An 18,188-nucleotide genomic window follows, 5' to 3' on the forward strand; every position below is an offset into this window, starting at 1 on the left:
GCCCGATAATCAGGGTTCTCCGAACAGGTATTTCTCAAATCAACATGCTTCGAGTTATAGTCAGATGCCGGTTACGATCCAGTTCTGATCCTGCAACACCAGTTTCCTGTCACAGTTAAATGCACCCTGGCCATTCTCATGTCCGGGTAATTCGACCACGACTATCTGTCCTTCACCGCGAAGCTGCCCGATTTTCTCTTCCAGCGCCTTGTTATCCTGGGTATAGGGTGCCAGGACTCCCTTGGGATAGAGATCCGGCTGCACCAAGCCAGCCAATTCCCGCAAGTCCATACTAAAGCCCGTGGCTGGCCGCGCTCTTCCAAATGCCTTGCCGATCTCATCATAACGTCCGCCCAGCGCGATTGCATTGGGGCAATTACCGGTATAAGCGGCGAATACCATCCCGCTATGATAGTAATAGCCACGCAAATCCGCCAGATCAAATGCCAGCGTATTCACCACGGGCTTGAGTTGGGACGCCACTGCTTCCAGCCCGTCAAGCGCGCATCGGATGTCGGGGTAATCCGGCAGGGATTTACGCGCGAGTGCCAGTATCTTGTCGCCACCATATAGTTCCGGCAACAGCAACAACGCCCGCCGCACTTGCGCATCCACATGCTTACCCAACCCGGTGCAGAGTTCCTTCAATCCACAAATATCCTTGGCCTGCAGCACACCAAACAACTCCGTCTCCAGTTCGACAGGAATTCCCGCACCCTTGATCAGGCCACGAAACACGGCAACATGCCCGAGATCAAGATGAATATCCCCCACACCTGCAATCGCCAGCGTTTGCAACATGAGTCGCTGTACTTCAAGATCGCTTTCCAGCCCCTTATGGCCATAAAGTTCCGCACCGATTTGGAGTGGCTCACGGGTCCGGGTCAATCCTGACGGCAGGGCATGCAGCACACTTCCCGCGTAACACAAGCGGGTAATTCCCTTGCGGTTCAGCAGATGGGCGTCGATACGCGCAGTTTGGGGCGTCATGTCAGCGCGCAGCCCCATCATGCGGCCACTTAATTGATCCACGACCTTGAACATGCGTAGATCCATGTCGCCACCGCTGCCCGAGAGCAAGGATTCCACGTATTCCAACATAGGCGGACCTACCAGTTCATAGCCATGCACCAGGAGCCAGTCGATAATGCGCCGGCGCATCATCTCGATGCGCAGCGCTTCGGCTGGCAGGATATCCTCGACGTATTCGGGAAGAATCCACTTATGCATGTTAATGATTCAGCTACGTCTGAATAGAAGTAAGTGTGATAGCGCAGGAGATTTGACTGTCTATCTGATTTAACGCAAGCATGCAGGACGAATCGCCAGAATCCATTTTTGTCCAGTCATTCCTTCGTTTTCGAGGCAGGTCTTCTAGTTTACGAAATAAAGCAGTAGCAGCCCTGCCAGCATGGAGGTGAGACCGATGAAGCGTATCTGGCCGTCGCCAGCTTCGATCAGTTTCCTGAATGTCTCGCGCCAGACACTTGGTATCAGGAAAGGGAGAATCCCTTCTATCACCAGCATCAGTGCGAATGCGAGCAACAAAGTGTCCCACATGTCGCCACAATCCCAGTAGGCACTTCGATAAATTCACAACACTATCGGAGCTCTTTCGCCGCCTGCAAACAGGAAAGCGGCAATAGCGCAATAGCATGTGGTAGTTTACTGTCCAACAAATCTGTCATGAACATCGGAAGACAGCGGCAGGCTGCCCAAAAACCGGAATTGTGGAATGATTACCCCCGTACGCTATCTGGGGCTGCGGCCCGAATTTTTCAAATACTTGAAAAATTCCGAATTGGGCTCCAGAACCATCATATCCCCCTTGTTCTTGAAACTCTGTTTGTACGCTTCCAGGCTACGGTAAAAAGCATAGAATTCCGGATTCGGCTGGAAAGCCTCGGCGTAAATTGCAGAAGCCTTGGCATCACCCGCACCCTTTACATCCTGGGCTTGTCGATAAGCTTCCGCAAGAATAACTTCGCGTTGACGGTCGGCGTCGGCGCGAATCTTCTCCGACTCGGCTGCGCCGGTCGAGCGCAACTCATTCGCCACACGTTTCCGTTCCGCTTCCATACGGCGATAGACCGACTCGCTTACTTCCTGCGGTAAGTCTACCCGCTTCAGGCGCACATCCACGACTTCCACCCCGATCTTACGGGCATCGGCATCCGCTTTCTGACGCATGATTTCCATAATCTTGTCGCGTTCTCCGGAAACGACATCGTGCACCGTGCGATTACCGAATTCGTCGCGCAAGCTGGAATTTACCGTTTGTGACAGGCGGGTTTGCGCCAGCATTTCGTCCCCGCGAACGCTCACATAGTACTGCTTGACATCGACGATACGCCACTTCACGAATAAATCCACCAGCACATTCTTTTTCTCCGACGTTATGAAACGTTCCGGTTCGGCCGTATCCATGGTCAGGATACGAGAATCAAAATAACGTACGTTCTGCGCCAGAGGGATTTTGAAATAAAGACCCGGGGAAGTTTTAACGTCAACTACCTCGCCCAGTTGAAACAGGATCGCCTGCTGGCGCTGATCGACGATATACAGTGATGAACTGGCAAGAAGAAACAGCGCGACAACGGCGCCTAATATCATTGAGGTATAGTTTTTCACTTATCTTGTCTCCCGTTCACGACCGCGAAATGCCTCACGCGTACGAGCAGCGTCGGGGAGGGCCTCCGGCGGCGCCGCAGGCATCACATCGGGTGCTAAAGTAGTGGGTGATGAAGGTCCACTCATTTGGATCAGTTTATCCAGCGGCAGATAAAGTAAATTATTGCCATTTTTCTGATCTACAAGAATTTTGCTCGTACTGGAAAGTACTTGCTGCATCATGTCCAGGTAGAGACGATCCCGGGTTACACCGGGCGCCTTGTTGTATTCGACAAGAACTTGTTTAAAGCGGCTGGCATCACCCTCGGAACTGGCAATTACCCGTTGCTTATATCCTTCAGCCTCTTCCAGCAGACGGGCGGCGTTACCCTTGGCTTTCGGAATAACGTCGTTAGCATAGGCCTGGCCTTCATTTTTCTGCCGCTCTCTATCCTGGCCTGCCTTAACGGCATCGTCGAATGCGGCCTGGACCTGTTCCGGCGGCTGCGCGTTCTGCATGGTGACCTTGCTGATGGCAATCCCTATTTTGTAGCGGTCGAGAATTCCTTGCATCAACTGGGTCGCCTTCGCAGCTACCTGCTCGCGACCTTCGTATAACACGAAATCCATCTTGCTCTTGCCGATAATTTCACGAATGGCGGTTTCAGCGGCCTGCAGCACCGCATTTTCCGGTTCGCGATTGTTGAACAGAAATTCCTCGGGGTTTTTAAGGATGTATTGCACGGCAAACTGAATATCAATGATATTTTCATCGTCAGTCAGCATCAGTGATTCCTTCAACACTTTGCTTCTTACATTATTGCGATAGCCGATTTCCACCGTACGAACCTGGCTGACGTTGACTGTCTCCACAATTTCAACCGGATATGGCAAATGCCAGCGCAAGCCCGCCTGGGTGGTTTCCACATACTTTCCGAAGCGAAGAACAAGACCGCGCTGGCCTTCATTGATAATATAGAATCCGCTGGCTATCCACAGCAGTAAAAGTAGTCCGATCAGCAACCCAATGCTTCCGCCATACCGTCTCGGCGTGCCGCTCCCAGGTCCCTCGCCACCCCCCTGCCCGCTACCGGCGCCACCTTTGCGTTTAAAAAGATTATTGAGCTTTTTATTAAAATTGCGCCACAATTGATCCAGATCAGGCGGACCGGAATTACCTTTTTTTCTTCCCCACTGAGGATCATTTAATCCCATGATGATTCCTATGTTCTGTTTAATATAGATACAACCATCAAAGCCGCATTGGTAAAAAAGACCTGAATTCCGTCTTCGCGGAGGTACAGATCGGTTGCCCGCGTCTACTCGGTAGAGTAGTTAAGCGCGGCATATCCGCTAATTAAGTTTCCGATTTCTGATGAGTCTTCACGCTGCTGTAAAATGCGCCGTTGTATTGCTTCCGACAGTGCCAGTTTAATAAATTCCAGCCCCTCGCCGGTTTTTGCGCTCAATCGAATTTGTACGATTCTACCACACTCATCGCGCCCGTACCCCGCCGTGCCAGCCGATAAACTCATCAGATCTATCTTGTTTAGCACCAGTATCTGCGGAATCGAATCTGCACCGATTTCCTTTAGCACTTTGTTCACCTCGGCAATCTGCGCATCCCGATTGGGGCTACCCGCATCCACTACATGAAGCAATATATCGGCCTGCGCCGTTTCCTCCAGCGTGGCGCGGAATGCGGCAACGAGCGTATGTGGCAAGTCGCGAATGAAGCCTACCGTGTCCGAAATCACAAGCGAGCCATGATCCGGGATAAACAACTTGCGAGTGGTAGCATCCAGGGTAGCGAATAATTGATCGGCGACATAGGAATGCGCACGGGTGAGCCGATTGAACAAAGTGGATTTGCCAGCGTTGGTATAGCCGACAATGGAAACCGACAGCATCCGAGTGCGCTGCCTTGAACGGCGCTGTAGCTTCCGCTGGTGCTGGAATCTGGCGAGTTTTTCCTTCAGCAGTTTAACCCGCTTGCCGAGCAGGCGCCGGTCCGTTTCCAGTTGGGTTTCGCCGGGGCCGCGTAAGCCGATGCCACCCTTTTGCCGTTCAAGGTGCGTCCACCCGCGTACGAGGCGAGTGGCAAGATGCTCAAGTTGTGCCAGTTCCACTTGCAATTTGCCCTCATGGCTTTTGGCGCGCTGGGCAAATATGTCTAAAATCAGGCTGGTGCGATCGATCACACGACATCCAAGGTGCCGCTCCAGATTGCGTTGCTGGGCCGGAGATAGATCGTGATTGAAAATTACCAGTGATGCCCCGGTTTGCTCCAATGCCGCCTTAATCTCGTCAACCTTGCCGCTGCCCGCAAATGTGGCGGAATCAGGCCGGGAGCGCCCTCCCTTGATCACTGCGCAAATTGCAAGCGCATCACTCGTGGCCAATTGCCGCAGTTCCTCGAGATTCTCGGCGTAATCGCAATCGTTAAAATCAAGGCTAACCAGCACGGCGGCGTTAGCCCCGGATGTATTACCCGCAGGACGATCAAGCATCAGGTATAGCGGGTGCCTCAAATGGAATGGAAACTGCCCTGGCGGGGACAACGGTGGAGATTGCGTGCTTGTATACCATCTGCGTGACGGTATTTTTCAGCAACACGACATACTGGTCAAACGAATCAATATGACCTTGTAGCTTGATACCGTTTACCAGATAAATCGACACTGGAATATGTTCCTTCCGCAATGTATTCAGAAATGGGTCTTGTAACAATTGCCCTTTTGCGCTCATGGGGGACTCCATATTTTAATTATTCAAAAAGTAACTCTACTTGATTTTCAGGAGTAAATCCATATTCCTGGTCGAAAGGTAAAGCAACGGGCATTCAATAAATCGAACCAGCCCGGCGGTCAAAAATTCGCTTAGCGTCAATTCGTAAAAATTAATCAAAGCTAAAAATAATACAGGAAAAATGACTGTCACTTTTGTGAACAGCCACGGCAATCATTGCCTGTTTGCAGCTTGAATCGAAAGTATTGAATTGTCTGGTGTTTGAATGCCAAGCCGAATTTTTTCGGCTTGGCAGATTTCAGAAATTATACCCGTAAAGCCGCGGACGCCATGACGAGTATCACCCTGTTAATTACCCAAAAGGCTTGGGCCTTGGTGTTTCATTGGTAGAAGGCGGAAGGATAGGTAGCTTGAACTCAGGCTGTTTGCCGGTCAACGTTTTTAAGAATGCCACGATTTTGGCATTTTCTTCCTTATTGAACGTGCGGCCCAGCTGTAGCCGGCCCATGGTGTCCACTGCTTCTTCCAGTGTCGCGGCGGCACCATCATGAAAATAGGGGTAAGTTAATTCCACGTTTCGCAGGGTCGGGACTTTGAACATGAAGCGGTCGGCGTCCTTGCCAGTCACTGCAAACCGCCCTTCGGCCTTACTGGTCGTCTTGTAGGGTTCATGAATACCAAATTTCTGGAATGAGCCGCCACCTACGGCAGCACCATTATGGCAACTCGTGCATCCACTCTCCTTGAATAGCTTGTAACCCTCCAACTCTGTTTGATTCAGGGCTTTTTTGTCACCTTTGAGCCATTTGTCGAAACGAGAGTCGGGTGTCACCAGAGTCTCTTCGAATGCGGCAATCGCATCGGTGACCATACCTATATCGATTTTATCTGAGCGAAACAGTTGCTTGAAGCGGGTCCGGTATTCCGGAATGGAACGTAGTACATCGACCGCCAATTCATGGGTGAATCCCATCTCGCCCGGGTTTGCGATGGGTCCGCCCGCCTGTTCTTTCAAGTCCTTGGCGCGGCCATCCCAGAACTGTGCCAGATTCATGCTGGAGTTCAATACCGTGGGCGCGCTGATCGGTCCCTCGTGCCACTTGTGGCCAATGGAGGTTGGCAGATTGTCTGTGCCACCCATGCTCAGGTTGTGACAGGAATTACAGGAAATGAATCCAGACTTCGATAGACGTGGATCGAAAAAGAGCATCTTGCCCAGTTCCACCATGTCTGCATTCTTGGGTTTCGCGGCTTCGATTGGCTGGATGGGTTCATTGGCAGCAAGCGCGGCGCTTGGGGCAGCAATGACTCCAATAGACAGCAGCGATATGATTAATGTCCGCATTATCATTGGTAATCTCCTAAAAACGCGGCTGTAGTGGCGCAGCCGATTACGCCTACAAATTATCCGTCAGGGCACCTCTTGGTGGCGATAATGGGCACCTCTAAAAATTCAACGCTACAGGCAGACTCATTTTTATCATAGTGGAGCAAAGAAGGTTAATCCAGCTTCCGTTCCGAGATATGCGAAAAATGTTTCTCATTCGGCAATTGGGGGGGCTGAGATAGGGTGGCAAAAGGGATAAGCAGGCAATCCATGAATGGATGCTCGAAAATTCAGAATTTTGACGAAACCCATACGTGCCTTAACGGGCCGGAGATAATGTTGTACGGTGTGCTTATACTAAATCTGCCCATTTTTTCTATTCGCCCTGTTTAGGAGGTGCGATCGCAGCCTGTTCCCTGCCGCCAGGATGACCGGATCCACCGTAGCCATTGCCATCAAAGGGAGCGCGATTGAGCAGGCGGGCAAGCTCGGTCAGTGCCTGTCGATAGACCTGGCGTTTGAACTCGACCACGGATTCCAATTCCACCCAGTATTGATTCCAGCGCCAGGCGTCGAATTCCGGACGAACACTTGTACGCAGCGACACATCACAATCACGGCCGAGCAGGCGCAAAAGATACCAGATTTGCTTCTGTCCTTTGTAATTTCCCCGCCAGTCGCGCCTTATCCATTGATCCGGGACTTCGTAGCGCAGCCAGTCGCGCGTGCGGCCAATGATCTCGACATGCCGGGGGTGCAAGCCTACTTCTTCCGTCAATTCCCGATACATCGCCTGTTCCGGACTTTCGCCCGGCTTGATACCTCCCTGGGGAAATTGCCAAGAGTCCTGCTTGATGCGCTTGCCCCAAAAAACCTCATTCTTCGAGTTCAGTAGAATAATACCGACATTGGAGCGATATCCGTTGCGGTCGATCATGCGATTCACCCGTTTGATCCGTCACAAGAGGACAAATTTTTTCATATTTTATCCTAGATTGAAAGCTGTCACGAGATTAATAGCCCCCATATTTGGTTAACACCTGCTTTTTGAGTTCATCGTGCGTTCTTACTCGTTCCATTCCTTTTCACCACCGGATTTGACCCAGTTTGGGTTGCGCATGTAGCCATCCATCTTCGCATGGCTCATGCTGTCAAAATTCAACGATACGATTGGCATTACGATTTTTCAGAGTAGAATTATTCCAATTCAATGATTATAGGAACACACATGCGGGTATCGGATTTCTTTATTTCAACCCTTAAGGAGGCGCCTGCCGAAGCGGAATTGGTGAGCCATAAGCTGATGTTGCGTGCAGGGCTCATCAGGCGTTTAGGGAGCGGCCTTTATACATGGATGCCGCTGGGATTGAGAGTTTTGCGCAAGGTTGAAAATATCGTGCGGGAGGAAATGGACAAGAGCGGCGCGGTGGAACTTTTGATGCCTGCGGTGCAACCTGCCGAACTCTGGCAGGAGACCGGACGCTGGGACGTATTCGGCCCGCAGATGCTGAAAATCAAGGACAGGCATCAGCGCGATTTCTGTTTTGGCCCTACGCATGAGGAAGTCATTACCGATATTGCGAGGCGAGAGATAAAAAGTTATCGCCAATTGCCGTTTACTTTTTATCAGATTCAAACCAAGTTCCGCGATGAAATCCGGCCTCGATTCGGTGTGATGAGGGCACGGGAATTTATCATGAAAGATGCTTATTCATTCCATACCGGGGTTGCCAGCCTGGAAAGGACCTACGGAATAATGCACGACGCCTACCAGCGGATATTCACCCGCATGGGGTTGATGTTTCGCGCAGTCACCGCGGATACCGGAGCGATAGGCGGAAGCGGCTCGCACGAGTTTCATGTTCTGGCGGATTCGGGCGAGGACGCCATCGTTTTCTGTCCGGGTTCGGATTACGCCGCCAATATCGAAATGGCCGAGGCGTTGCGTCCGGCACAATTACGCGAAGCGGCCGGGGGCATCATGCGGAAAGTCGAAACGGCTGGCATAAAAACCTGTGAGGAGGTTGCGGCGTTTCTCAACCTTCCTGTCACAGACACTGTAAAAACCCTGGCGGTTATCGCGAGTGGCAGGATGCATTTATTGCTGCTGCGCGGCGATCATCATCTTAACGAGACGAAGATCCGCAAAATCCCTTTCCTTACCGATTTCCGACTGGCGACCGAGGCGGAGATTCTTGCGGAGACCGGTTCTCTTCCCGGATACATAGGACCTGTCGGCTTAACGCTTCCGGTTATCGCAGATCACTCTGTGATGGTAATGAGCAATTTCATTTGCGGTGCAAATGAAGAGAACTATCATCTTACAAACGTTAATTTTGAGCGTGATACGAAAGAGCCTGACTATACGCTGGATATCCGCAATGCGGTTTCCGGAGACCTGTCTCCGGATGGCGGGGGGCGGCTGGAGATCTGCCGTGGCATCGAGGTGGGACATATTTTCCAGTTACGCACCAAATACTCGGAAGCGATGAAAGCCGCCTATCTCGATGAATCCGGTCAATCACGTCCGATGGAAATGGGATGCTATGGTATCGGGATATCGCGTATCGTGGCCGCGGCCATCGAGCAGAGCCATGACCAGCGCGGCATTATTTTTCCGGATGCGATAGCGCCATTTCAGGTCGCTATCGTTCCTATCGGACTGAAGAAGAATGCGCAGGTGAGGATTGAGACAGAGAAGTTGTACACGGAAATCGTCAATGCCGGCATCGATGTTCTGCTTGATGATCGTGACGAACGCCTTGGTGTGATGTTTGCCGACATGGAGTTGATTGGCATCCCTCACCGCATTGTTGTCGGAGAACGGGGTTTGAAAGAGGGAAATGTAGAGTATCAAGGACGGCGGGATGAAAAGTCTCAGGTCGTCCCTTTGCGGGATATCATTGATTTTATGAAAAAGGGGATAGGTGAAGCCTGACCCGCTTTCTTTCACTCGCTGACCTTTTCAAGCTGGCACCTGAACCGAAGCCATCCCCATTTCCCTGAATTTATTTGCGCTTTCGCTGACTTGTTTCGCCGGGAGGATGGCTTTGAGGGCTTGGGGGGTTTTCTCGCATGAATTCCTCCAGACTTTCCCGCGAAATTAGCCCCACCTTATAGGCTGCCGGCTGACCGGCGGGATCGAATAAATAGGTAGTAGGCAGCATCGACACGGGGCCGATTTGAGCAGCAATTTTTCTGTCACCCAGCACGATGGGATAGGAAATCGATAGTGAGTCAGCGAATTTCATCACCGTCTTCGGATTCTGGTAGTCCATCGCTATGCCGATTACCACTACATCCTTGCGGCTCTCATAAAGCGACACGAGATCAGGAATTTCCTTCAGGCAAGGCGGGCACCAAGTGGCCCAGAAATTTATCAAGACCCACTTGCCCTTATAGTCGGAAAGAGTGAGCTTCTTGCCGGTGGAATCCGTGAACACGAAGCCCCTTGCATAGGAGAGGGGCGGCAGTGACAGTAGCACACAGAGCAAGATGGCGAGCGCGCGTTGCATCATTTTTTTACTGAGTGACTCCAGGTGAGGTTACTTTTTGCGCCAGAGCGTCATCTTGCTGCGGTGTTGAATTCCCGGCCGCCGTTTCCGCCAAGAGTAGCGACAGCGGCACATTCATTTTCTCGTCTATGCCGGTTGAGATGCTATCGAGCAGTGGTTCCAGCGTTGCTTCACCCGCCACCGCGGCGCGCATTGCTTCGGGACGAAATACAAACAACCGGTAAATATCCGCAACCATGATTTTACTGGGATCAATTATTTGAACCCATCCACCCGTTTTTACCTGCCGAACCAGATTGGCACGGGTCATCAGTTCGAATATCTGTTCCATTTCTTCAAAACTTAACATGAGTTGCTTGTGAAGGCTAGCATAGGTTTCGACCCTTCCGTTCCTGAGGGCCTCTCCCAGTGCTTGCAGTAAACGCAGTGCGTCGAGGAATTGCCTACCCTGCGCTGCCGGATCTCCCCGCCATTCAGCAAAATGCCAACTTGAGAGAGAAGCGGCAATCACCGCACCCAGTAATACCATCAGCCAGGAAAGGTAAACCCACAACAAAAAAATCGGGACAGTGGCGAACGCGCCATAGACGGCCTGATACGTGGGAAAGTGAGTAATGTAAAATGCGAACCCTTGTTTCATTACCTCGAATCCCACTGCCGCGGCTACGCCTCCTGCGATCGCATGACGCCATGCGACTTGGCGATTAGGCACGATAAGATAGGGGATCGAAAAGGCGATGCTCGTCAAGAACAGTGGTGCCAGTTGCAAAAGAGCAACTTTGATGCCGGGAATATCCTCGGTTAGACCCATGGATATTCTTATTAGCCAGGAAGTCAGCGACAGGCTCGCGCCAATCAATAGCGGTCCGATGGTCAGCGTGGCCCAGTAAATCAGCAGGCGATGGAGGAATGGACGCAATCGGGTTACTCGCCAAATAGCATTCAGTGCTTTATCGATAGTCAGCATGAGAGCAAGCGCTGTCACACCCAAAAAAGCCGTGCCGATGGCGGTAAGTTGTACCGCATTATCGGCGAACTGCTGCATGTATACCGCGATGACCCTGTTCGCCGCTTCGGGTACCATGGTGGTGAGAATGAATATTTTTATTTGGGTGGAGTATTCGGCAAACGCTGGAAACGCGGCCACCACGGATAATCCGATGGCGATCAGTGGCACCAGGGAAAGCAGCGTCGTGAAGGTGAGACTGGCCGCGACTTGGGTACAGTTATGCTGAACAAAGCGGACTAGGACATAATGTGCGAAATCCGGAAACTGGGAGGATTTCATGAGCCGCAGTGCCGCCTGGCAGAATTGAGGGAAGAGTCCAATGCGTATCCCATGGATCGAAGCAAACCAGCCGACCTTTCTATTTGTTCCACTATGGGTATGTTCCGCCCCGCTTCCCTTGGTCACACCTGCGGGTGAGCCCGTTCCAGCTTACTATGCAGCTTGTTGAGCGCACTGAGGTAAGCTTTGGCAGAAGCCACTACGATGTCGGTATCCGCGCCGTTGCCGTTGACGATGCGCCCCGATTTTTGCAATCGTACCGTCACTTCACCTTGGGAATCGGTACCGCTGGTGATGGCGTTAACCGAGAACAGTTGCAAGTCGGCGCCACTGGCCAGGATTTTCTCGATTGCGCGAAAAGTAGCGTCTACCGGCCCGCTGCCATCCGACTGCGCGCGCGATTCCTTGCCATCTTCGGCAATCACTATACTGGCATACGGTGTTTCGCCCGTTTCGCTATGCGCAATCAGCGATAAAAGCTTGTAGTGTTCATGTAAGGTGACGGCATCTTCCGAAACCAGGGCGTGCAGGTCTTCATCAAAGATATCATGCTTCTTGTCGGCCAATTCCTTGAAACGCATGAATGTGGCATTAAGCACTTCTTCCGATTCCAGTTCGATACCGAGTTCCGCTAAACGGCTGCGAAAGGCATTTCGCCCCGAATGTTTGCCCAGCAGTAATTTATTTGCACCCCAGCCGACATCCTCGGCGCGCATGATTTCGTATGTTTCACGATGCTTTAGCACGCCATCCTGATGTATGCCGGATTCATGGGCGAACGCATTTGCACCGACTATAGCCTTGTTCGGCTGTACCGGAAAGCCGGTAATGCCTGATACCAGCTTGCTTGCCGGTACGATATGAGTGGCGTCTATGCGTGTCTCGCATGGAAAGAAATCCTGACGCGTACGTACCGCCATCACGATTTCCTCCAATGAGGCGTTGCCTGCGCGCTCGCCCAGCCCGTTTACGGTGCACTCCACTTGCCGGGCGCCATGCATTACCGCTGACAATGAGTTAGCCACTGCCAGTCCAAGATCATTGTGGCAATGCACAGAGAACACCACCTTATCGGAATTGGGGATACGCTCGCGCAGTGTATGGATGAGCCCGCCAAATTGTTCCGGCATGGTATAGCCAACGGTATCGGGAATATTCAGGGTCTTTGCACCCGCATTGATGACGGCTTCCAGAATACGACAGAGGAATGTAATGTCCGAGCGGCCCGCATCCTCAGGGGAGAATTCCACATCGTCCGTGTATTGACGAGCCCATTTCACGGCTTTCACCGCTTGTTCTATCACCTGGTCTGGAGACATGCGCAGTTTCTTTTCCATGTGAATCGGCGAGGTCGCAATAAAGGTATGGATACGTGCTGAACCGGCTCCCCGCAAGGCCTCGCCAGCACGTTTGATATCGGCCTCTGTGGCCCGCGCCAGCCCACACACGGTGCTGTCCTTAATCGTGTCAGCTACCGCCTTCACCGCGTCAAAATCGCCGTTGGACGCGGCAGGAAAACCGGCTTCGATTATGTCCACCCGCATGCGCTCCAATTGCCGCGCGATACGTACCTTTTCCTCCCTGGTCATGGATGCACCCGGACTCTGTTCACCATCGCGCAGCGTGGTGTCAAAAATAATCAAATGATCTTTCACTGGTTTCTCCGGTTTCAGAAAGAATAATTACGTTGTGACACAGAATCCGGAAAAGGATTCCGCAGGGTAAAACTTGGAGGAGGGAGTGTAGTAGTTAGCGCGCGAAGCGCAGCAGCGGTCTTGCCAGAAGCGGCGGATGGCATAAAAAAAGAAGCGGGAGAGTGTGATGAATCTGCTGCATGGGGGAAATATAAAGGGTTTCCCGAATTCGTGCAATAGTTTCCAGGAGTGATGTGGCTGCGAGTCCCCATATTGGGAACTGTTACCGTCAAGCCGTTGCATCTCGACGAATTTCACAAATTCTTAAAATCATCGCGACGTTTTTTTCACATGATTTGTGCTAGCTTGCCGTGTATGCCTTGTCTCCATCGGGTTCGTTTTAAGGCTTTGCACCATTGAATTGACTACGTTCGAATGAATGTCGAGGTGAAGGATAAGAAAGGGTGCGCAAGCCGGTGCAAATGAATGGACCAATAAAGATGGAAGCACGCGTGAAGCGCGATAGCGCGTTGATGAAAGTGCATGAGCTGATTGACTGGAAGACGCTTCGTGCCCAAGTTGCCGGACTCTACAAATACGAAGCCGGCCGCGCGGGAAGGCAAGAACTCATGGATCCATTAGTTGCGTTCAAAGCAGTATTGCTGGGCCACTGGCACAACTTATCGGATCCGGAACTGGAAGAAGCACTGCGTCTGCGTATTGACTTTATGCATTTCTGCGGGCTGGGTCTTTCTGACGAGGTGCCGGATGAAACCGTGTTGGGCCGCTTTCGCAATCGCTTGATCGCATCGGGCAGGCTGGCTGGATTGCTAGCGGGAGTGAATTCAGAATTGCAGGCCCATGACCTCTCAGTCAAGTGTGTCCAAGGTGCAATCATTGATGTCCTGCTGGTGCGGACGGCCGCTCGTCCCGAGCGTGACAGGGTCATTGAGCTGGATACGGCAGCTGCGCCAAAAGTCAACGAAGACGGCAGCATTCCGTGCATCACGGTAACCAAATCACCCAAACGGATTAATTGTACCGGAACCCGGAATGCAGACCCGGACGCGACCTGGGTGAGGAAGGGCAAGAAAATCACTTCGGCTATAACTGCTACCTAAACTTGACGGTTGGACAGCATCGCTTGTCACCACTTATTTTCCAGTCGGATACCTTGATTCGTAAAGAGTTCTTGTGCCCTTGATTCCCACTTGTCGAGAGGGCCGCCCAACAACCGGACTTGGTCTGGCATGGCCGCTTACTTTCATTTGAGCGATTGCCGCTATTCAACCCAGATAATCCGTTAGGACTCGAGATGATGGCGCCAGCACTCGGGTAGGCTCGCAGAACCGCCTAATGGATTATCTGGGGTCAATAAGCAAATGACATTATGCGGGCGAGGGCGCCGCATCCCGCCTGGGGGGTGGCCGGGATGCGTGTAAAAAATGTGGAGAGGGTTGCGGCTGGGGCAGGCCTCAGTTCTGGATCAGATAGAAAGGATCGTATCAGTCTGTTAGAAAGCAACCTGATATTGCAAGACGAATTGATTTCTATTGGCAATCGTATTTCCGGCGGTATTGAATATCGGCCTATTTTGCCAATCGAAAGTAACCTTGCTGTTGTGGCCTTTTATCAGCCAGTTAAGTCCTACGTTAAATACATTCATTTGATCACGTAAAGCCTCCCAGTTCGCACTCGTTATAGAGGCGTAGGGTTGAAGTTGGCCATTATTTCCTCCCAGCCAATCTATGGGCAGCAGATACCCTAACTGTGCATACCAAAGATTACCTGTACCAAACATCGGAAAGGTGTTGCCTGCTCCATTTAAGCTGCCGCCCGGACCGACCCCGTTAGCCGAATTCTGGCCATTTCCGTTCATGCGAAGATAATTCGGTCCATAATTCAGACTGGTGTATCCAATATAAGCGGAGATGGCTGTTTCCCTCACCTTATCCACCGGTGCATCCAGATAGCCCGCCACTGACCAGTGTGTCATATCATGAAACCGAGCGTCTGCGGCCGAGGTGCCCGTCCACATGGCGTCTTTTTGTGTGGCAAAGCCGGCTTCAAGATTCAGTATGCTTTTCTTGCCCAGATAGGTTCCCTGCATATAAGGGTTGGTATTCGGTTCCGTATCCCAGAAGTTCCAGTAGAACATCCCCGTAAAATTCTTTTTATGTCCAACTTGCGCAAAATTGGAAACTGTTGGCGAAATGGCGCCGTCATTCGTTATTCCATCGGTTGTTATCGGAAACGAATCATTTGCCGCTACGATATAGCGAAACTTGCTGATCTGACCGCGAAGATAGACGCCTAGCTGCCTATTAAACAAGGACGTCCGTTCCGCAGTGTACTGAAGGCCAACCGGCACATCCATTGTCATAATGGTGCTGACGCTGGGGGCGCTGAAGCGGGACAGGCCGTTAAACATACCGAGACCTCCCCCAAGAACCATTTGATGTCCTTCGGTCAGCCGCAATTCACCGAAGGCGTCATGAAAATAGGCGGCAATATGTCGATTCCCATTCATTTGAGACAGGAAGTTGAAATTATTCATCCCGTATTGGGTGTAAAAGTATACCCGATCAGTGATTTGTCCTTGCAGGACGAGACGAGTCCGGCGAAGACCGATGTCGGTCGAATCATCCACGGGCTGGCTTTGTATGAGTGATCCCGGATTATTTTGTTCATACCGTAACTGGACTTGGTTAAGGAAGCCGAATTTAAGATACTGGCTACCGTCTCCATTCAAATTCCACTTGAATGGATCCTTTTCTTTCCAATCTGCGTAACCAAATCCCCCTTTCGACGGCCCTGGCCCCGTTCCTTTTGATTTGTCCACGGGGCTCGTGGTTACCGTCGTGCCTTGAGGAGATTGAGCTACGCCGGTATCTTTGCCAGCGGCCGGTGCTTGACCCGTATCCACGGTAGTGGATGGTTTCGGAGGTGTGTCAGGCACTCTTTCGAAAGAACCCATGCGCACACGCCCGGCCCCGGGCTCTGAATAGATTTGCTTGGTTTTAGTGTCCACATACAAATCGATTGCTTGGGCATAGAGGGAAGTCGAAAATACACAGCAAGACAAAAATATTAATGGAAGGCTAGGTTTCATCAGATGCTCCGGATTTCAGAATTGAATATGTCAGGCCTAAGGCTTTTAAAAATATCAAGATTACAAGCGCTGGGGACTATGTCGATGCAATAATTTATTGACGAGCTTCAATATTTGGAAAAACTCAAGCCGGTAGGAAAAAATAGCATGGCGTGTGTCAAATAGATGTCATGTAAAAGTGAAAAAAAGAAAAACATTAGTCAATAAAATGTCAAATGAGCGTCAATAATTTGCTGGAGAATTATTATGGAAAACCGAGCCATCGGGCATCTGCAAGGATTCAGCAGAGAATGGGCGTGATATATGACCACTATGACAACAGGGGTTATGGTTTCTGAATATGGCGTTAATGTGAGAGATAAAGCTGGCAAGATGCGGCGGTTGCCGGGAATGCTGAAAGCACGCGATCAGATAGATATTCTTGTCTTGGATGATGGTGCTTTCCAACCGCGGCCAGTGAGAATCTTCATGGAAACCTCTTTATGCAGAACACATTCTGTGGCGGCTGGTTTGAATGAGTTTTCAGGCGAGATCAGTCGCGCCGATGCCGGATCGATTCAATCGATATATATGATGTTAGCGTGCAGGGAAAGAACTACGCTGTCTGTAGATGTATGGAAGCAGGAATGTCAATCTTGTTCTTCTGGTGCGAATTTCGTTCTAGCCCAGGTGCCAAGTGTCATCCTCCCGCTGCGCCGCCTGCGGAAATATTGGTGTCTACATCCCGGTTCGGCCCAGGGGGAGAGTCAGGCCCAAAGAAGATCCTGATAATCTTATGGAGAAAACTCTCCTGTTCGGGTGTAGGGGACTCGCTCAAGCCAGGTTCCTGATTTGCGGGTAATGAGACTGATGAAGAGCCGGTTTGAGCCGGCGTGCCTTGCCTGGGTGCAGCGTTGCCATTTTTTTGCTGTGAGCTTCCCTGACCTGATGCAGTGCCTTTCTGTTCGGGCAAGGACCGTTTCGTTGCTGGAACGCCCTGTTCAGGAATCGAAGCGCCATTGTGTCCCGCTGTGCCGTTCTGGGCATGGAGCGTGCCGGCCATGGTAAAAATCATGCCAGCAAGTACCGCGGACTGGATTTTCAGAACGGAATTTTGTTTCATGAATATTCCTCTTTCTATTTTTAATCAGCGCGGCGAAATAGTGGAATGAATGCTACGAGGCCAATGAGTTTTTCCTGGGATGTTTTCAATTTGATTCAACGTCGAAATCATTGGCCTGCTTGATCAAGGGATGCCATCCGCATGTTGTGAGTTATGCATATCGGACATAATTCAAGAATCCGGCAGCTACGACAAGCATGAATCTTAACCTCCCGCACCACCTGCTGAAATATTACTATCCATATCCCGGTTGGGTCCCGAGGAGTCGCGTTCGTAGAAGATTCTTTTGATTTTGCAGAAAAAACTTTCCTGTTCCGGGGTGGCGTACCTGCACGAGCCAGACCCGGCCGCCTGGTCTGCGGACAGCCAGTTTGACGAAGAGCGGGCCTGATCAGATGTACGGAGTGCGGAGATAGCGCCAGCACCATCTCTCGGCACATCGCTTTGACCTGTAGCGGCGTCCCCCCAATTCTGGGAGAGCTGCGCTACAATTGCACCGCCCTGTGGGGATAGAGGTGCGCCCAGCTCCTTCCCTCCATCAATTTGTGCATGGGATGCGCTCACGCCAAAAATCATGATGCCCGCAAGCACCAAGAATCGGACGGGCGTATTATTCAGTAACTTGGACGTATGGTTTATGGTATTCCTCCTTTATCCGGTTCGGCAAAATAACTCAACGAAACACTTGCCGATCGAACCTCAGCCCTGCCACCATCGCGTTGCGTTTTATGATCATGCCAATCTTGCCAGACATCCTGCTTCACTGCGGACTGATGCTGAGATCCCAGAGAAAAAATGCGTGTAATCTGAGCATGGAACTACTGAATTATTCCGACAACAGATAATATATCC

Annotated in this window: 16 protein-coding genes; 2 read left to right on the forward strand and 14 right to left on the reverse strand. The window is 51.3% G+C overall.

Annotated elements, in window-relative coordinates; genetic code table 11:
* Positions 1-60: 60 nt before the first annotated feature.
* The 8 genes from EBAPG3_RS04255 to EBAPG3_RS04290 form a co-directional block, all read right to left on the reverse strand.
* On the reverse strand, positions 61-1,230 hold the full coding sequence (locus EBAPG3_RS04255) for an ATP phosphoribosyltransferase regulatory subunit (RefSeq protein ID WP_004174857.1): 1,170 nt from the start codon (positions 1,228-1,230) through the stop codon (positions 61-63).
* Positions 1,231-1,374: 144 nt separating this feature from the next.
* Positions 1,375-1,560 (reverse strand): DUF2065 domain-containing protein, encoded by a 186-nt coding sequence (locus EBAPG3_RS04260; RefSeq protein WP_004174859.1) that lies wholly within the window; start codon positions 1,558-1,560, stop codon positions 1,375-1,377.
* A gap of 192 nt (positions 1,561-1,752) precedes the next feature.
* Positions 1,753-2,613, reverse strand: coding sequence for a protease modulator HflC (gene hflC, locus EBAPG3_RS04265; RefSeq protein WP_040851273.1), 861 nt, complete (start codon positions 2,611-2,613; stop codon positions 1,753-1,755).
* Positions 2,614-2,631: 18 nt separating this feature from the next.
* Positions 2,632-3,825, reverse strand: a complete 1,194-nt coding sequence (gene hflK, locus EBAPG3_RS04270; protein WP_004174862.1) for an FtsH protease activity modulator HflK — start codon at positions 3,823-3,825, stop codon at positions 2,632-2,634.
* Between the two features lie 104 nt (positions 3,826-3,929).
* Positions 3,930-5,120 (reverse strand): GTPase HflX, encoded by a 1,191-nt coding sequence (hflX, locus tag EBAPG3_RS04275; RefSeq protein ID WP_004174864.1) that lies wholly within the window; start codon positions 5,118-5,120, stop codon positions 3,930-3,932.
* On the reverse strand, positions 5,113-5,358 hold the full coding sequence (hfq, locus tag EBAPG3_RS04280) for an RNA chaperone Hfq (RefSeq protein ID WP_004174866.1): 246 nt from the start codon (positions 5,356-5,358) through the stop codon (positions 5,113-5,115). Before hfq ends, hflX begins: the two co-directional genes overlap by 8 nt.
* A gap of 352 nt (positions 5,359-5,710) precedes the next feature.
* A complete protein-coding gene (locus EBAPG3_RS04285; protein WP_004174869.1) occupies positions 5,711-6,709 on the reverse strand; it encodes a cytochrome-c peroxidase in 999 nt (332 codons plus the stop codon).
* Positions 6,710-7,061: 352 nt separating this feature from the next.
* A complete protein-coding gene (locus tag EBAPG3_RS04290; RefSeq protein ID WP_040851217.1) occupies positions 7,062-7,622 on the reverse strand; it encodes an RNA pyrophosphohydrolase in 561 nt (186 codons plus the stop codon).
* Positions 7,623-7,913: 291 nt separating this feature from the next.
* Here EBAPG3_RS04290 and EBAPG3_RS04295 point away from each other — a divergent pair, with 291 nt between their 5' ends.
* Positions 7,914-9,623 carry a proline--tRNA ligase gene (locus EBAPG3_RS04295; protein ID WP_004174873.1) on the forward strand — a complete coding sequence of 570 codons (1,710 nt, stop codon included), beginning with the start codon at positions 7,914-7,916 and terminating at the stop codon, positions 9,621-9,623.
* A gap of 70 nt (positions 9,624-9,693) precedes the next feature.
* Here the strand turns inward: EBAPG3_RS04295 and EBAPG3_RS04300 are convergent, their stop codons facing one another.
* The 3 genes from EBAPG3_RS04300 to EBAPG3_RS04310 all read right to left on the reverse strand — a co-directional run bounded on the left by EBAPG3_RS04300 (position 9,694) and on the right by EBAPG3_RS04310 (position 13,143).
* Positions 9,694-10,200, reverse strand: a complete 507-nt coding sequence (locus EBAPG3_RS04300) for a TlpA family protein disulfide reductase (RefSeq protein WP_040851276.1) — start codon at positions 10,198-10,200, stop codon at positions 9,694-9,696.
* 7 nt (positions 10,201-10,207) lie between these two features.
* Positions 10,208-11,488 carry a YihY family inner membrane protein gene (locus EBAPG3_RS04305; RefSeq protein ID WP_004174875.1) on the reverse strand — a complete coding sequence of 427 codons (1,281 nt, stop codon included), beginning with the start codon at positions 11,486-11,488 and terminating at the stop codon, positions 10,208-10,210.
* Positions 11,489-11,610: 122 nt separating this feature from the next.
* Positions 11,611-13,143: a 2-isopropylmalate synthase gene (locus EBAPG3_RS04310; RefSeq protein WP_004174877.1), complete on the reverse strand. Its 1,533-nt coding sequence runs from the start codon at positions 13,141-13,143 to the stop codon at positions 11,611-11,613.
* 461 nt (positions 13,144-13,604) lie between these two features.
* Here EBAPG3_RS04310 and EBAPG3_RS04315 point away from each other — a divergent pair, with 461 nt between their 5' ends.
* Positions 13,605-14,243, forward strand: a complete 639-nt coding sequence (locus EBAPG3_RS04315) for a transposase (RefSeq protein WP_151898860.1) — start codon at positions 13,605-13,607, stop codon at positions 14,241-14,243.
* A gap of 392 nt (positions 14,244-14,635) precedes the next feature.
* Here EBAPG3_RS04315 and EBAPG3_RS04320 read toward each other — a convergent pair whose 3' ends face one another.
* The 3 genes from EBAPG3_RS04320 to EBAPG3_RS04330 form a co-directional block, all read right to left on the reverse strand.
* Complete coding sequence (locus EBAPG3_RS04320; RefSeq protein WP_227869267.1) at positions 14,636-16,099, reverse strand: hypothetical protein; 1,464 nt, start codon at positions 16,097-16,099, stop codon at positions 14,636-14,638.
* A gap of 814 nt (positions 16,100-16,913) precedes the next feature.
* On the reverse strand, positions 16,914-17,336 hold the full coding sequence (locus tag EBAPG3_RS04325; RefSeq protein WP_040851218.1) for a hypothetical protein: 423 nt from the start codon (positions 17,334-17,336) through the stop codon (positions 16,914-16,916).
* 204 nt (positions 17,337-17,540) lie between these two features.
* Complete coding sequence (locus tag EBAPG3_RS04330; RefSeq protein WP_151898861.1) at positions 17,541-17,900, reverse strand: hypothetical protein; 360 nt, start codon at positions 17,898-17,900, stop codon at positions 17,541-17,543.
* Positions 17,901-18,188 lie beyond the last annotated feature (288 nt).

This window comes from Nitrosospira lacus, assembly GCF_000355765.4.
In the GTDB taxonomy this organism is placed as follows: domain Bacteria; phylum Pseudomonadota; class Gammaproteobacteria; order Burkholderiales; family Nitrosomonadaceae; genus Nitrosospira; species Nitrosospira lacus.

What these genes read in the sequence shown, in the direction of transcription:
- EBAPG3_RS04295 (WP_004174873.1), top strand. Translation starts at nt 7,914, where the DNA reads ATGCGGGTATCGGATTTCTTTATTTCAACCCTTAAGGAGGCGCCTGCC.
- EBAPG3_RS04325 (WP_040851218.1), bottom strand. Translation starts at nt 17,336, where the DNA reads ATGAAACAAAATTCCGTTCTGAAAATCCAGTCCGCGGTACTTGCTGGC.
- EBAPG3_RS04315 (WP_151898860.1), top strand. Translation starts at nt 13,605, where the DNA reads ATGAATGGACCAATAAAGATGGAAGCACGCGTGAAGCGCGATAGCGCG.
- hflK (WP_004174862.1), bottom strand. Translation starts at nt 3,825, where the DNA reads ATGGGATTAAATGATCCTCAGTGGGGAAGAAAAAAAGGTAATTCCGGT.
- EBAPG3_RS04305 (WP_004174875.1), bottom strand. Translation starts at nt 11,488, where the DNA reads ATGAAATCCTCCCAGTTTCCGGATTTCGCACATTATGTCCTAGTCCGC.
- EBAPG3_RS04290 (WP_040851217.1), bottom strand. Translation starts at nt 7,622, where the DNA reads ATGATCGACCGCAACGGATATCGCTCCAATGTCGGTATTATTCTACTG.
- EBAPG3_RS04260 (WP_004174859.1), bottom strand. Translation starts at nt 1,560, where the DNA reads ATGTGGGACACTTTGTTGCTCGCATTCGCACTGATGCTGGTGATAGAA.
- EBAPG3_RS04300 (WP_040851276.1), bottom strand. Translation starts at nt 10,200, where the DNA reads ATGCAACGCGCGCTCGCCATCTTGCTCTGTGTGCTACTGTCACTGCCG.
- hfq (WP_004174866.1), bottom strand. Translation starts at nt 5,358, where the DNA reads ATGAGCGCAAAAGGGCAATTGTTACAAGACCCATTTCTGAATACATTG.
- hflC (WP_040851273.1), bottom strand. Translation starts at nt 2,613, where the DNA reads ATGATATTAGGCGCCGTTGTCGCGCTGTTTCTTCTTGCCAGTTCATCA.
- EBAPG3_RS04285 (WP_004174869.1), bottom strand. Translation starts at nt 6,709, where the DNA reads ATGATAATGCGGACATTAATCATATCGCTGCTGTCTATTGGAGTCATT.
- hflX (WP_004174864.1), bottom strand. Translation starts at nt 5,120, where the DNA reads ATGCTTGATCGTCCTGCGGGTAATACATCCGGGGCTAACGCCGCCGTG.
- EBAPG3_RS04320 (WP_227869267.1), bottom strand. Translation starts at nt 16,099, where the DNA reads ATGGGTTCTTTCGAAAGAGTGCCTGACACACCTCCGAAACCATCCACT.
- EBAPG3_RS04255 (WP_004174857.1), bottom strand. Translation starts at nt 1,230, where the DNA reads ATGCATAAGTGGATTCTTCCCGAATACGTCGAGGATATCCTGCCAGCC.